The following is a 15,034-nucleotide window of genomic DNA, read 5'->3' as shown; positions in this document are numbered from 1 at the left end:
ATTCCTGAGAAAGCAGGAATCTAATTATTATAACAACTTATTGATTTGCGCATACTGTACTAACATAATTGTTTTTGCATCAATAATTTCTTCGGTTTCAATCATACTGATAACTTTAGAAAACGGAAGTTCTAATACTTCAATCTCTTCATTTTCACTTTCCAATCCGCCTCCATCACTTATTTTTAAAGCATCGGTATATTCTGCTACATAAAGAAATAATTTTTCGGTTAATGCACCTGGTGAAGTGTAAGTTTTAAACACTTCTTTAGCCTCACTAATTTTATAACCAACTTCTTCTTCTGTTTCTCTAAGAATGGTTGCTAAGGGCTTATCACTATGTTCTATAGAACCAGCACAAACCTCAATAGACATGCCTTCACTTTTAGTGTTTTCATAAATTGGCATTCGGAATTGCTTGGTCAAAATAACAGTTCCCTTTTCTACATTATATAAAAATATTGCTGCTCCATCTCCACGATTGTAGCATTCTCTTGAAATCGATTTCCATTCTCCATTTTTAAATTGGTATTCATAATCAATTTTATCTAAAGTAGCCCAATCCTTAGAAAGGTTTGTTCTTTTTATATTTTTTAAATTTTTCATGAGATTCCTCTTCACTCATGCCTAGTTATGTTGGATTAACAATAACTGAGCACTTTTACTTTTTAATTTATTACTTATTCCCAAACAGCTCGCGAGCCTTACTATCAATATTCATTTGGTTTATTCTAGAATCTACTTGACGTTTAAAATCGGTATCTGCAATAGTAGCAACATTATCTAAATAACGAATCACTTCTTGTCGTCTTATATCTGAAAAGTTTAAACCTTTCATATTAGATTTCATCAACTCTTGAAGCATATTAAACTTAGTTTCGTAATTCTTTTTGAAATAGGTTTCAGGATGCTCAAACCAATCTTGTTCTAAATCAAAATCTGTAAGTCGTAATGAAATTGCCGATTGAATATTACGTACATCTCTTGAAGAGAAAAACGGAAATATTTTCTGAATTTCTTTATATAATGCGGCATAAAACATATGATCAGTCGTTTCATGAAGCTTTTCTACCTTATCAAAAGTTTCATGAACACGAGTTTCAGAAGGTACATCTATAGTATTTAAAATCTCACCCATACTATTAGCTAAGCCTTGTTCTGATAGATATTTATAGACTTCAGGATCCTTCATATTTACAAAATCTGGCATCGTATCTTGTAATTTTTTCCACCAAATATAATCTTGATCTACAAAATCGTGTTCAGAACGTGCTCCATCAATTTTAAAACGTCCTTGCACACGAGAAATCACCGCTTTATCTAACATTTCGGGCAAATTGGTAAATAAACCAATAGAACTGTTACCGTAATTTACAGCATAAGCCCCCTCTGTATATCTTAAAAATACACCAATAACTTCTTTTACCCCCGCAGAAACCCCTTGAGTGGTTCGTTCTTGTAAATTATTTTCGGCATCATCGATAGGTGCAAAAATTAATTTGGTTGGGTCTTGCAAAGGTTTCATCCACTCTACCATTTTTTCGGCAGACCCCCCTTGAAACGTACTAATTAAAGTATCTGGCATAGGGTGAAACAAAAACGGAATGTCTAAATTATCGGCATGTTCTTTTAATCGTGTTGCAATGGCAGCAATAAGCATACTTTTCCCTGTTCCTGGAATTCCGTACCCCATAAATACAGGCATAAATCCTCCTAATTCTTGAAACGGATTTTTCTTAGCTTCAATATCATAACTCAACAAACGCTCTGTTAAACGACGACCAAAATGCTTAGCATCTTTGTTCCCGACAATTTGTTCGAACTGAATTTTATTGAATTCAATACTCTTTGCGGTTCCTGAAAATGCATTGTCCCAACCCGAAATAGAAAATTCTGATTTTTCGAGCTTATAGGTTCTATCTACAATAGTTTCCGTGTATTCTAAACTACTTTTACGTAACTGAATCTCTTCAATTAAAGCTTCAAAATAAACCACTGTAAAATCTAAAACATCTTTATCTGATTTAATAATCTCTGGATGACCTAAATATTTATCATAATAAAACAACTGGCAAGAAATTCCTTTTAAAGGTGTTAAAAAGGACACTTCAGGAATTCCTGCAAATTTCTGCTTCATTACTGATAAATCTTCAGAAGCATGAGGTTTTAAATCGTGTAAAATTTTATAAGCCAAAGCAAATAACATAAATGCTGTTGACGTATGCATTTTACTTTCGTACTCACGTCTTCCTGAACTATCTAATGCTGATTTATTTTCACTTAAACTTGATAATCCTGAAGCATCGTAATAAGAATCCTTGATCCAAGTTCCTAGCACAATCCCTTCTTGAACGGCATATAAAGTTTGGTTTAAGAAAATAGGAAGTGCAACAGATTCTGGCAATAAACGTTTCTTTAGTGCCAAAATAGTTTTAGAAACGGAAGTTACATTAACATTACTTCCATTATTGGCTCGCGATAAATACAAAAGAATAGATTCGTCTTTAGCATCATTATCTTTGCTTTTTGCACGTTGACTCTGCTCCCACTGAATAGATTTTAAATAAGTGGTAGCTTCATCACGAAGCATATCGAGTTCATTTTGTTTTATAGGAAAAGTTGAGTTGTGTTCCATTTTTTTATAGTCTTCAGTCCTTAGTATGCAGTCTTCAGCGCTTACTGTTGAGGCTTATCTCGGACTTATTTATATTTTATAATCCGAATTTATTAGGGTTCTTGATCATATAATTGATAAGTTTTCCTATTTCTTCGCTTTTATATTGTAATTCTTGTTTCTTAATTTCTGTTATATATCCACATGCTAAAGCAAAATCTAACCATAATTGTGTTTCAGAATTTTCACTATCTGCATCCGATAATTTACTTTTAAAATGCTTTTCATATTGCCGTTTTCGATAACCTTCAGCAATATTTGAACATACAGATCTACTTGACCTAATCATTTGTGATGTTAAACCAAACATTTCAGACTTAGGAAAATCTTTAGTCAATTGGAATATTTCCATTGCTAATTCGAATCCTTTTTGATAAGCCAATAATGTTTTAAATGACATATTCTTTTTTACTTTTCATTACTAACAACTGAAGACTGGATACTGCTTACTTGAACTGGTGACATCGCCAACTTATTCATAATTTCAGGTGTTTTATTATATAGCATTTGAATGATACGATGTGGTGCAAAAATATAACGCTGCCTATACATAGCATCCCAGCGTTGAAAGGTTTGTTTACTAAAAAAGCTACCTTCTTTAAATTCGCTACTCGATTTTAATTCATCTATTTTAAGAGATATAGCATAAGATTCTAACGGAATCTCTTTATTTGCTATACTCTGTAAAATGGCATGCGTTAATTTATTTTCGTCCTTTGCAAATACATTGTGAATTGGGCCTAAATCGACACGTTTTATAAGTTTCGGAAATACTTTTGGTAAACGTTTATCAATTCCGTAAGCCATGGTATCGAAAGCCATTTCTCTATCCGCAACATTTTTTAGCGTTTCATAGATTTCATCTTTATAACTTTCTACATTTTTACCATCATAATTAAAATACATATAGCAAACAAATGGTCGGTTGTGGGATACATCATAAAAACTCCAACTTACTAAATGTTCTGCTACAGAACCTTCTGGTGCTGGTATAATTTTACCTTGTACAAAACGGTTAAAAATATATTCCTTTTTAGCTGAAGAATAATAGACTATAGATGCTGCTTGAAAGAGTTTTCGTTTTGGAATTGGCTCTTTTTTTCGCATTAACGTATCTAAGAATTCATCTTTTAGTGTTTCAATTCCTGTGAGTTTTTCTAAGTAATCTTCTCGTAAAGCTAAATCGTTAAAGAGATAACGGAATTCTAAATAATTTGGAAAACTAGAATCTGTTAAATCAACCTTCATATTTTCCTCATCATCATACATGTATTTTACACGCATGGCTTCTATTGAATACAATAATAAATCACTGTATTGCTTAAATAAGAGTAATTCTTGCTGATTTAATATTTGTTTTTCTTGTACTGCGACAATGAGTTCCTTGAGTGAGAAATCTATCATTTTATGATAGAACACGTATTGCTCTTTGGAATCTAATATGGCGGAATCTAAAGGTGTAGCGATCATTTTATATCAATTGGTTGGTTGTTGTTGGTTTGTAGAACATGAAGTACCATCAACCAACAACTAACAACTATTTTACCCTAACAAATCATCTTCAGTAGATGCTGGTTTTGGTGCACTCGCTGGTTTTCCTGCTGTATCTCCTGAAGGAGCATTTGCATCTGCTGCGTAGTAATCTTCAAAAATTTCTTTCATATCGATTCCGTAACGCTCTGCAAAATTCTTCTGAATAGATTTATCCTTCTCTCTAATTTCTTGTAACGCTTCAGCATAACTTCCGTAAACACCTTGCATAACTTTTTCGTGAACAGGAATATTGTCCATCATTTCTTGACGTGCACGAGCACTTGCGGTATGCATTGCTGCTAACGTTTCTCCAATATGCTCATCTGTTTTTACACCTAAATGTTCTAGTATTGCTGCAAATTCTTGATCTGTACGAGCTTTTAAAGCCACAACATAACCATCATAATACTTAAGACGCTCGTCTGTATCACTCTTTAATTTTGCGCGATGTGTTTGTAAATTACTACGTAACGACGTTAATACTTTAATCGTTAAATTATGCTTGTGTACAAAACTATCTTTTGAAGCTGCAAGCGTAGTGTAAGCATTTTTAAGCCCTTCTAACTCCTCTACTTTTTGCTCTAAAGTAGTCACTTTACTAAGTGCTGCTGAGTATTCTGTAGATTGCTTATCCGATACTTCTTCTAAAGCCTGACGTGCTTGTTTTAATAAAGCATATTCCGTTTCCAGCTTATCCTCTACTTCTTTTTTCTTTTGAAGTGCTTTTGTGTGATTATTAGAAGCGTCTACAATAGCTGTTTTAAGACTTTCTTCAACTTCTTTAATTTCTACTTCTCTATCTTTTAAACGTTTGATAGCAGCCTGACTTTTAAATGATAATTCATTTAATAAAGTCTGAATATCTGCAGTTTCAATACGCTGTTGAAACATTGCTTTTGCTTCATTATCTGCTGCATCACGTGTTTTTTGTGCATTTTTAAGTTCTGCTTCTGCATCACTAATTTTACTTTTTCTTCCCCAAAGATTATTCCACCAGGTATCTGGTTTATTATTAGCATCTTCAAGTTCTACTTTAGCACGCTCTAAACGTTTAATAGCATCGTCTATCACCTTTTGCTCTGAAGCATTTAATGCCGAAAAACCTTCGAACATAATTCCCACTTCATCTTGATAATCTGTTAAGTCTTTAATAGCATCTAATAAGGTAGAACGGTCTTTTTCTGCCATATCTACAACATTATCTAACGTTGCATTAAGTATTTTCTGACGACTTTCGGGATCATCTTCCTGAGCAAGCTTAGACTTCATTTGGTCTATGGCTTTTCCCCAGTTAACATCGACTTTCTCAGTTTTTTCTTGTGAGTTGGTTTCTAATAAATCAAAATCATCAGACATATTTTGGTAGTTTTAAGGTTGAATAGTTTTAGGTTAACAATTTCGGTAAATTTTATGATTATAAAAACTTTACTTACTAATTATATGTAGTTAATGTTATAAAAATGTTACACTCTGATCGTTTTTAATGCAGAATCAATATCTTTATAAAAACCAAAAATAACATGAAAACACTGACACACATCTTATTACTCGTTATTATCACAACTACTTTTAATTGTAAAAATGATACTAAAAAAGAAATTACAACTACCACTATAACAGAAACAAATGTAAAACCAACACCAACCAAATCTTCGTTAAAAATCATCCCTATCTCTCATGCAACAATGGTTTTAGAGACAGAAAATGAAACGATCTATGTTGACCCAACTGGTGGATCGGAAGCTTTTGAAGGACAAAAAACACCTACTTTAGTATTGGTAACAGATATTCATGGTGATCATTTAAACCTTGAAACTTTAGAAGGAATAGACATGTCTAAAGCAACACTTATTGCACCAGCTGCAGTTGTAGAAAAATTATCAAATAGTATTGCTTCTAAAATTATAACCTTAAAAAATGATGACTCTTTCAATATAGAAGGGATAAATATTAAAGCTATCCCCATGTATAACCTGAGAGAAGAAGCTTTAAAATTTCACACTAAAGGTAGAGGAAATGGCTATTTATTAACTGTAAATGATGAACGTATCTATATTTCTGGTGATACAGAAGACATCCCAGAAATGCGAAATCTAAAAAATATTGATATTGCTTTTGTTTGTATGAATTTACCATATACAATGCCTGTAGAAAGTGCAGCAAGTGCTGTGTTAGACTTTAAACCAAAAAAAGTATATCCTTATCATTATAGAGGAACCGAAGGCTTAAGTGATATTAATAAATTTAAAGCTTTGGTAAATGAAGGTGATAAATCTATAGAAGTTATCTTTTTAGATTGGTATTAACAAAAAAAAATAAATTTGTTAATAAGTTTACAAAAACGTTGAATTTAGCTTAAAAACAGTGTGTTTTATCGGATTAAACAGTTGGTTAATCGGTGTAATTTCACCTATTTTCCTCCAAATAATTTAATATTAAGCACTTAACATTCAGTTTTTATTTATATTAGCAGTATAATATAGACCCCAATATCTAAATACGAATTCGATGCTTAATATTTCACTCATCAAGCCTTTAGTTGTGACGACATCAGAACTGACTATGATCTTAATCATCGTTGCCTCTATATTTTTAGTTTTTATACTTGTAGCAATTATAAAAATGCATAAACTTAAGATTGAGAATAAAAAATTAATGGAATCGAATGCCTTTAAAGATATTGATGAAACTTATAAGGATTTTACAGGAGGCCACCTTTACGGAGATAACTAAACTCATCAATTAATTATGGTATTAAATTTTATACTTAGAACGAGAACTATATCTAATTCCTCTTATTCAGATAAGATGATTAGCGTATTATCAATAGGTTTAATAACAATACTTATTTTATGGTTATTGCTTTATCTTAAATCTCGAAAATTAAAAGCTAAAATAAAACGTTTAGAAAACAAGAAAGAAAATTTATAGAAACAAAAAAGTCAGCAAATTGCTGACTTTTTTGTTTCTATAATAAGTTGAAAATATTATCTCACTAATTTTTTATACTTAATTCGTTTTGGCATTAAATCTCCACCTAAACGTTTCTTCTTATTTTCTTCATATTCACTAAATCCACCTTCAAAGAAATAGACTTGAGAATCTCCTTCAAACGCTAAAATATGTGTACATATTCTATCTAAAAACCATCTATCATGACTAATTACTACAGCACAACCAGCAAAGTTTTCAAGCCCTTCTTCCAACGCTCTTAATGTGTTTACATCCAGGTCGTTAGTTGGCTCATCTAAAAGTAACACATTACCTTCTTCTTTAAGCGTCATAGCAAGATGTAAACGGTTACGTTCTCCACCAGAAAGCAATTTAACTTTCTTATTTTGCTCACCTCCTGAGAAATTAAATCGACTTAAATAAGCACGAGAATTTACTTCTTTTCCGCCCATCATTACCAACTCTTGCTCATCACTAAAGTTTTGCCAAATTGTTTTTTCAGGATCTATATTAGAATGCTTCTGATCAACGTAAGCAATCTTAGCGGTTTCACCTACTTTGAATTCACCTTTATCAGGAGTTTCCTCACCCATTATCATTCTGAAGATTGTAGTTTTACCAGCACCATTGGGACCAATAACACCTACAATACCTGCTTGAGGAAGATTAAATTTTAAATCATCGTACAACAATTTATCTTCATAACCCTTAGCAACACCAACAGCTTCAATAACATTTGTTCCTAAACGTGGACCATTTGGAATATAGATTTCAAGTTTTTCATCAAGTTGTTTTTGATCTTGACTCATTAACTTATCATAATTCTTTAAACGTGCTTTTTGTTTTGTTTGACGTCCTTTTGCTCCTTGACGTACCCAGTCTAGCTCGCGTTCTAATGTTTTTTGACGCTTAGAAGCGGTTTTACTTTCTTGAGCCATACGTGTAGATTTTTGATCTAACCAAGAAGAATAGTTTCCTTTCCAAGGAATCCCTTCACCTCTATCTAACTCTAAAATCCAACCAGCAACATTATCTAAGAAATATCTATCGTGTGTTACAGCGATTACGGTTCCTTTATATTGTGCTAAATGATGCTCTAACCAATGTACAGATTCTGCATCCAAGTGGTTAGTAGGTTCATCTAATAATAAAACATCTGGTTCTTGTAGTAATAAGCGACATAAAGCAACACGACGACGCTCACCACCTGAAAGCACACCAATTTTCTTATCACCATCTGGAGTTCTTAAAGCATCCATAGCGATTTCTAATTTGGTATCTAATTCCCAAGCATTAGATGCGTCAATTTGATCTTGAAGTTCCGCTTGACGATTCATAAGCTTTTCCATTTTATCTGGATTGCTATAAACCTCCTCTAAACCAAACTGATCATTAATACTATTATATTCATCAAGAATTGCAACGGTTTCAGCTGCACCTTCTCTAACAATTTCCATTACAGTTTTATCATCATCTAATTTAGGTTCTTGTTCTAAGTACCCAACAGAGTAACCAGGTTGAAAAACCACATCACCTTGATAATTTTTATCTACTCCAGCAATAATTTTTAATAATGTAGATTTACCAGATCCATTAAGTCCTAGAATACCAATTTTGGCACCATAAAAGAAGCTTAAGTATATATTTTTTAAAACAGGTGTATTCGCTCCAGGAAAAGTCTTAGTTAGACCAGACATAGCGAAAATCACTTTTTTATCATCACTCATAATTCTTTGTAATTTTTTGTAAAGTTAAACATTACTATAATATTCAATACGGCTTACATACGACCTTTTAGAGCATTAAAAACCCATGCTATACAATAGAATCCTCCTCCAACAGCTGCAAATCCCCAACCTGCAACATCATCGTATCTAAATGCACCTAAGGCAATCAATCCGCATCCTACAAATACCATTATCCATGTAGCCCAAGCCAATACTGTGTTTTTATTCATTGCCATAGTCAATCCTTATTTAATATTTAGTTAGTTTACAAATATCGTGAAATAAACCAAAATTAACCTAAAAAGAATGATGCTTTTACTAAGTTTTTAAATTCATCCACTCTCTAAAAATAAGTGATATAGCCTATATAACAATCTTATGAGTATAATAAACTTGATTTTTGTTTTTATAATTTAGGCATTAAATTCATATCATTTAAAGACTATTACTAAACGTTTTAATTTGTTCTAATAGTTCATTATTTAGCTTTTCATTTGTAATCTTTCCTTCAGAAAAATTATCATAAAATAGAGGAAAAGAAAATTTAGAAACAATATTAGCACTATGTCTAGGAAAACGCTCTAAAGCCATTTCTAATACAGTAGCTCCTCCCCTTGCTCCAGGAGATGAAGCCATTAACAACATTGGTTTATCTAAAAAGGTTTTTTGTTCAACTCTAGAAGCCCAATCAAACACATTTTTAAATGCTGTAGAATATGCACCATTATGTTCTGCTAAAGACGCAATAATACCGTCTGCATTTTTAATGTAATTAACAAAGTTTATAGCCTGTTCTGGAAAACCAGATTTTTCTTCTCTATCAGTACTAAATATGGGCATTTCAAAATCATTTAAATCGAGCACAGAAACCTTTACTTCATCAACGAGCTGAGAAGCGTAAATTGCTAATTGTTTATTAATCGAAGTCGTACTATTGCTTCCTGCAAAGACTATAATATGTTTCATTTTACTTATTTTATTTAATGTTAAAAATACAAAACCACTATTTGTGTTCCAAATCATAAATTTTCAGGTATTAAAAATCACTTTCGAAACATCAAAACGTTTTTTGTAAATTCGTGCAAAACAATTTTGCTCAATGGACATTAAATTCAACATAAACGAAGATCATAATAAACTTTTACTTTCCGATTTAAAAAAACGATTGGTAAAAGTAAAATTAGGTGGTGGCGAAAAAAGTATTGAAAAGCATAAGGCTAAAGGTAAGATGACTGCACGCGAACGTGTGAACTACCTTTTAGATACTAATGCAAAATCTATAGAAATAGGTGCTTTTGCAGGAGAAGGAATGTATGAACAATACGGTGGTTGTCCATCTGGTGGTGTTGTGGTAAAAATGGGTTACATAAAAGGAAAGCAATGTATAGTAGTTGCTAATGATGCTACAGTAAAAGCAGGTGCTTGGTTTCCTATTACAGGAAAAAAGAATTTACGCGCACAAGAAATTGCTATTGAAAACCGCCTACCAATTATATATTTGGTAGATAGCGCTGGTGTTTTTCTGCCTATGCAAGATGAAATTTTCCCTGATAAAGAGCATTTTGGACGCATATTTAGAAACAACGCTGTCATGAGCAGTATGGGAATTACACAAATTGCTGCTATTATGGGAAGTTGTGTTGCAGGAGGCGCTTATTTACCAATAATGAGTGACGAAGCCATAATTGTTGATAAAACTGCTAGTATTTTCTTAGCCGGAAGTTACCTCGTTAAAGCGGCTATTGGAGAGTCTATTGATAATGAAACTTTAGGTGGAGCGACCACACATTGCGAAATTTCTGGTGTTACGGATTATAAAGCTAAAGATGATAAAGATGCGTTAGATAAAATAAAGTCTATCGTTGATAAAATTGGAGATTTTGACAAAGCGGGTTACAATAGAGCTGAATCTAAAAAACCAAAAGAAAATCCTGATGACATATTTGGTATTCTTCCCAAAAGTAGAGCTGACCAATATGACATGAAAGAGATCATAAAACGTTTGGTTGATGATTCTGAATTTGATGAATATAAACAAGATTACGGAAAAACTATTATTACAGCTTACGCTAGAATTGAAGGTTGGGCTGTTGGTATTATAGCTAATCAAAGAAAGTTAGTTAAAAATAAGCAAGGTGAAATGCAATTTGGAGGTGTTATTTATAACGATTCAGCTGATAAAGCCACGCGATTTATAGCGAATTGTAATCAGAAAAAAATTCCATTAGTTTTTCTTCAAGATGTTACAGGGTTTATGGTAGGGAGTAAATCTGAACATTCTGGAATTATAAAAGATGGTGCTAAAATGGTAAATGCAGTAAGTAATTCTGTAGTTCCAAAATTTACTGTTATATTAGGAAACAGTTATGGTGCAGGTAATTACGCCATGTGCGGAAAAGCTTATGACCCAAGATTGATTGCTGCTTGGCCTAGTGCAGAACTCGCTGTAATGAGTGGTAATTCTGCTGCTAAAGTTTTATTACAAATTGAAACCGCTTCCCTTAAGAAAAAAGGAGAAAAGATTACTAAAGAGAAAGAAGATGAATTATTTAATAAAATAAAATCGAGATACGATGACCAAGTATCACCTTATTATGCCGCTTCTAGAATTTGGACTGATGGTGTTATTGATCCATTAGATACTAGAACATGGATTTCTATGGGAATTGAAGCCGCTAACCACGCTCCTATTGAAAAACCTTTTAATATGGGAGTTTTACAAGTGTAAATTATGAAGAAAATTATTTTATGTTGCATTCTTAGTACTATTTCAATATCTAGTTTTTCTCAAGAGACAGACTTAGAAATTTTAAGAAACTATCAGAGCGTCAACTTATATAAAGGCAATATTCAAAAAGATTCTTTAAAAACGAAAAATACAATCATTTTAAAGAATGATACTTTAGTTGTAGTTAGTAGTAAAAATAAAGATGTTTTTAACTTAAGCTATGGAGAAATTAATGACAATCTATTAAAAGAATACAAAAATATTGTTTTTGGTAACGAAGAAAAAAGGAATAATTATTCTTATAAAAAGTATGAAATTAAACTATGGAATTCGCCCATAAATTTATTTTTTCATAAAAAAGTACCGAAATACTTAAAGCAAGAATTAACAAGTCTTATAAATGAGATAAATACAAATATAGATTCTGTTCAAATTAATATTGTAAATAAAAAAGAAGCATCTAATTATTTTATTTATATCACTAATTCTAAAAATAAGGAAGAACTTCACCCTAATATCAACACCAAAAGATCTATTAGTTATAATTTACAGTCAAATGGACTAAATCATATATATAGTGGTGTTTTAAGAATAAACCTTGAAAGTATCTACAATAAAGAAGAGCAGATTATTAAATTAAAAAGACTTTTCATTGGCTCTTTAGGTATATTTCATTTAAGTGATTCTTTAAAGTGTAATAATTTTTTATCCAGTTGTTATACTGTAAATAAAAATCTGACTAAAATGGATATAGATTTAATAAACTTTCATTACAAAAACAAGTTTGACCAAAAAGTAAATCTGAATAAATTCGAAAAAATAATTTCTGCTTACATTGAAAAGAATGAATTTACAGATAACGTAATCATTAAATTATGATACATAAAACTGACATCAAAATATCAATTATAATATTATTTTGCTTAATCTGTAAGTTATCTTTTTCTCAAGATTCTACAAATATATCAGTTAGAATGATGCATTATATGAAGCTAAATGAATATAAAAAATTGCATGGTAATTTAACAAAAGAAGATTCTTTATCTTTAAAATTCCAAGACTCAGACACCTTAGTATTATTAACTAAAGATAAACTACCAAACTCTATTAAAGTTCCATACGAGCAAAGAGATTCCATTTTTTTAGATCTCTATACAGATGTTGTATTTAACAAAAATAAGAGTACAGAAAATATCAAAATGAAATATTGGAAAGAAGATATTAAACTTTTTTTTGATAAATCAGTTGATAAGGATTTAAAAAAAGAATTATTAGAATTTGCAAAAAGCATAAGCTCTAAAATAGATTCTTTAACAATTTATGAAGTAAAAGAAAGAACTGCTTCTAACTTTTTTATTTATGAAATAAATGAAAACTCAGACTATAAATTTGAGCCCAGAATAAAAAAATGGAATGGAAGCGGATATTATATCAATTGGGATGGAAGACAGCGCTTATATCAATGTAATTTAGAAATAAACCGAATGCAATTATTTAATAAAAAACTATTACATAATAAGGTAAAACAAACATTTTTTAAAGCATTAGGGCAATTTTATGTTATTGAAAAATTAGATTGCACAAGTCTATTTTCTAATTGCTATAAGGGTTCTGACCAAATATCTTCAATAGATATAGAGTTATTAAAATACCATTACTCCTATGGTATCTGTAAAGGTACAGATTTAGAAACCTTTGAAGAACAGCATAAAATTGCTAAAGAGTTATTAGAAAAAGCTAATCATCATCTTGAATATTATTATAATGATTAGAAAAAAGGTATAAAAAAAAGAGCGCAAAATGCGCTCTTTTTTTATGCTTAATATATAATGAAAGCTTATTCTAGTGTAATACCTTGACGTTTCGCTTTCTTTTCTTCTTTAATTTCTTTTAAACGTTCCATTGATGCACCTACAAGCCAGTAAGGTACTACAAATGTTAAAAGGAAAATCAATAACCAAAATCCAATAGTTAATATGGTTAAAAATGCTAAAAATCCTAAGTATTGATCAAATTCGAACATAATTCTTGTTTCGTTTACGTTTTACAGCTACAAAGATATAACCAATATCTAAGTTTTACAACAGCTTTCACTAGTTTTATTAACAGGTTATTAAAAATTAAAGTGCTTTCACTAATAAATCTGCTGATGCAGGATTTGTAGCAAGTGGTACATTATGTACATCACACAATCTCATTAGCATAAGTATATCTGGTTCGTGAGGATGACGATCTAATGGATCTCTAAAAAATAAAACCATATTACATTTACCCTCAGCTACTCTAGCTGCAATCTGAGCATCACCACCTAAAGGACCTGACATTAATGCATGAACACTAAAACCAGCTTTAATTACTTTTTCTCCAGTTGTACCTGTTGAAATTAAATTAATTCCTTTTTTATGTAAAATCTCATTGTGTTGGTTTAAAAACTGAACCATTTCAGCTTTTTTACCATCGTGTGCTATAATTGCTATTTCCATATTAAAGATTATTTATATGATAATTGACTAATCCTTCAATTGGTCGTCTTACAAAATTACCGATTTTAAATCCTAATTCTTCTGCAACTGCCTTAATTTCTTCTTGAGCAAAATAAGCAATAGAACCAGCAAAATGTACAGGAATTCCTGTTTCTAATTCTTCTTTATATTGAAGAATCATATTTTCAGCAAATAGACGAATACCCTTAGCTATAAGATTACTTATATACTCTGAATCTTTATTTATAAACATAAATTCAGCATGATCTGCCAAGTATGCACTAGGATTCGTTTGCTTATATAAATTATATTTAATGTAATCTGCGTCTAAACTATGTTTGTGAGCAAAGGCAACACTTATAGTATCGGGCATTTTATTAAAGTAATAATCTCTTATTAATTGTTTACCAAAATAATTCCCACTGGCATCATCCATTAAAATAAAGCCAAGACTAGCTACACGTTGATTTAAATTAGCACCATCAAAATAACTACAATTTGAACCTGTACCTAATATACAAACTACGGCAGCTTCATCATTAGAATTTATACACGCTCTAACAGCTGCATAAGTATCTTCTCTAACTTCTACTTTTGCGTTTACAAAATAATTTTCTAATATAAATTTTAATAAGAGTCTCGGTTTTTCAGTACCACAACCTGCGCCATAAAAATAAACATGAGTTACATCTTTGGCAATAGCCATTAACTCATCACTCTTTTTTATAATTTTATTGATTTTTTTCTCTGCAACTATTGCAGGGTTTAAACCCTTGGTTCTTATTTTATCAACGGCTTGCTTACCATTTTTATCTATTGCAATCCAATCGCATTTTGTAGAACCACCATCTGTTATTAAAATCATGATAATGTATATAAATAAAAATTCCGTAGTTTATGACAAATCATAATTCTACGGAATTTTCAGAATTAATAA

Annotated in this window: 16 protein-coding genes; 5 read left to right on the top strand and 11 right to left on the bottom strand. The window is 31.1% G+C overall.

Annotation, left to right across the window (positions count from 1 at the left end):
- Positions 1-27: 27 nt before the first annotated feature.
- From HSX10_RS16870 to HSX10_RS16850, 5 genes are all read right to left on the bottom strand, one after another.
- Entirely contained in the window at positions 28-606 is a 579-nt protein-coding gene (locus HSX10_RS16870) for an NUDIX domain-containing protein (protein ID WP_173589425.1), read from the bottom strand.
- A 70-nt stretch (positions 607-676) separates the two neighbouring features.
- Positions 677-2,635 carry an AAA family ATPase gene (locus HSX10_RS16865; protein ID WP_173589424.1) on the bottom strand — a complete coding sequence of 653 codons (1,959 nt, stop codon included), beginning with the start codon at positions 2,633-2,635 and terminating at the stop codon, positions 677-679.
- 76 nt (positions 2,636-2,711) lie between these two features.
- Positions 2,712-3,074 (bottom strand): four helix bundle protein, encoded by a 363-nt coding sequence (locus HSX10_RS16860; protein WP_173589423.1) that lies wholly within the window; start codon positions 3,072-3,074, stop codon positions 2,712-2,714.
- A gap of 8 nt (positions 3,075-3,082) precedes the next feature.
- Complete coding sequence (locus tag HSX10_RS16855; protein ID WP_173589422.1) at positions 3,083-4,144, bottom strand: hypothetical protein; 1,062 nt, start codon at positions 4,142-4,144, stop codon at positions 3,083-3,085.
- A gap of 72 nt (positions 4,145-4,216) precedes the next feature.
- The gene (locus HSX10_RS16850) at positions 4,217-5,563 is read right to left on the bottom strand and encodes a coiled-coil domain-containing protein (RefSeq protein WP_173589421.1); all 1,347 of its coding nucleotides are present in this window, start codon (positions 5,561-5,563) and stop codon (positions 4,217-4,219) included.
- A gap of 164 nt (positions 5,564-5,727) precedes the next feature.
- Between HSX10_RS16850 and HSX10_RS16845 the strand changes: the two genes are divergently transcribed.
- Both HSX10_RS16845 and HSX10_RS16840 read left to right on the top strand, forming a co-directional pair.
- Positions 5,728-6,513, top strand: coding sequence for an MBL fold metallo-hydrolase (locus tag HSX10_RS16845; RefSeq protein WP_173589420.1), 786 nt, complete (start codon positions 5,728-5,730; stop codon positions 6,511-6,513).
- 202 nt (positions 6,514-6,715) lie between these two features.
- Positions 6,716-6,940 (top strand): hypothetical protein, encoded by a 225-nt coding sequence (locus HSX10_RS16840; protein ID WP_173589419.1) that lies wholly within the window; start codon positions 6,716-6,718, stop codon positions 6,938-6,940.
- A 254-nt stretch (positions 6,941-7,194) separates the two neighbouring features.
- Here HSX10_RS16840 and ettA read toward each other — a convergent pair whose 3' ends face one another.
- From ettA to HSX10_RS16825, 3 genes are all read right to left on the bottom strand, one after another.
- The gene (gene ettA / locus HSX10_RS16835; protein WP_173589418.1) at positions 7,195-8,886 is read right to left on the bottom strand and encodes an energy-dependent translational throttle protein EttA; all 1,692 of its coding nucleotides are present in this window, start codon (positions 8,884-8,886) and stop codon (positions 7,195-7,197) included.
- Positions 8,887-8,939: 53 nt separating this feature from the next.
- Positions 8,940-9,122, bottom strand: a complete 183-nt coding sequence (locus HSX10_RS16830) for a CAL67264 family membrane protein (RefSeq protein ID WP_173589417.1) — start codon at positions 9,120-9,122, stop codon at positions 8,940-8,942.
- A 199-nt stretch (positions 9,123-9,321) separates the two neighbouring features.
- Positions 9,322-9,852, bottom strand: a complete 531-nt coding sequence (locus tag HSX10_RS16825; protein WP_173589416.1) for an NADPH-dependent FMN reductase — start codon at positions 9,850-9,852, stop codon at positions 9,322-9,324.
- Between the two features lie 133 nt (positions 9,853-9,985).
- Between HSX10_RS16825 and HSX10_RS16820 the strand changes: the two genes are divergently transcribed.
- The 3 genes from HSX10_RS16820 to HSX10_RS16810 are packed head-to-tail and all read left to right on the top strand — an operon-like array spanning position 9,986 to position 13,386.
- On the top strand, positions 9,986-11,614 hold the full coding sequence (locus HSX10_RS16820) for an acyl-CoA carboxylase subunit beta (RefSeq protein WP_173589415.1): 1,629 nt from the start codon (positions 9,986-9,988) through the stop codon (positions 11,612-11,614).
- Positions 11,615-11,617: 3 nt separating this feature from the next.
- Positions 11,618-12,493, top strand: a complete 876-nt coding sequence (locus HSX10_RS16815) for a DUF2927 domain-containing protein (RefSeq protein ID WP_173589414.1) — start codon at positions 11,618-11,620, stop codon at positions 12,491-12,493.
- Positions 12,490-13,386, top strand: a complete 897-nt coding sequence (locus tag HSX10_RS16810; RefSeq protein ID WP_173589413.1) for a hypothetical protein — start codon at positions 12,490-12,492, stop codon at positions 13,384-13,386. Before HSX10_RS16815 ends, HSX10_RS16810 begins: the two co-directional genes overlap by 4 nt.
- Positions 13,387-13,451: 65 nt before the next feature.
- Here the strand turns inward: HSX10_RS16810 and HSX10_RS16805 are convergent, their stop codons facing one another.
- The 3 genes from HSX10_RS16805 to HSX10_RS16795 form a co-directional block, all read right to left on the bottom strand.
- Positions 13,452-13,637, bottom strand: coding sequence for a hypothetical protein (locus HSX10_RS16805; protein WP_173589412.1), 186 nt, complete (start codon positions 13,635-13,637; stop codon positions 13,452-13,454).
- Between the two features lie 97 nt (positions 13,638-13,734).
- Positions 13,735-14,097, bottom strand: coding sequence for a methylglyoxal synthase (locus HSX10_RS16800; protein ID WP_173589411.1), 363 nt, complete (start codon positions 14,095-14,097; stop codon positions 13,735-13,737).
- Position 14,098: 1 nt separating this feature from the next.
- Positions 14,099-14,962, bottom strand: a complete 864-nt coding sequence (locus HSX10_RS16795) for an N-acetylglucosamine kinase (protein WP_173589410.1) — start codon at positions 14,960-14,962, stop codon at positions 14,099-14,101.
- Positions 14,963-15,034: the final 72 nt, after the last annotated feature.

Origin of the sequence: Winogradskyella undariae (assembly GCF_013285155.1) — a bacterium.
In the GTDB taxonomy this organism is placed as follows: Bacteria; Bacteroidota; Bacteroidia; order Flavobacteriales; family Flavobacteriaceae; genus Winogradskyella; species Winogradskyella undariae.
This window is presented reverse-complemented; position numbering and strand designations above follow the sequence as displayed.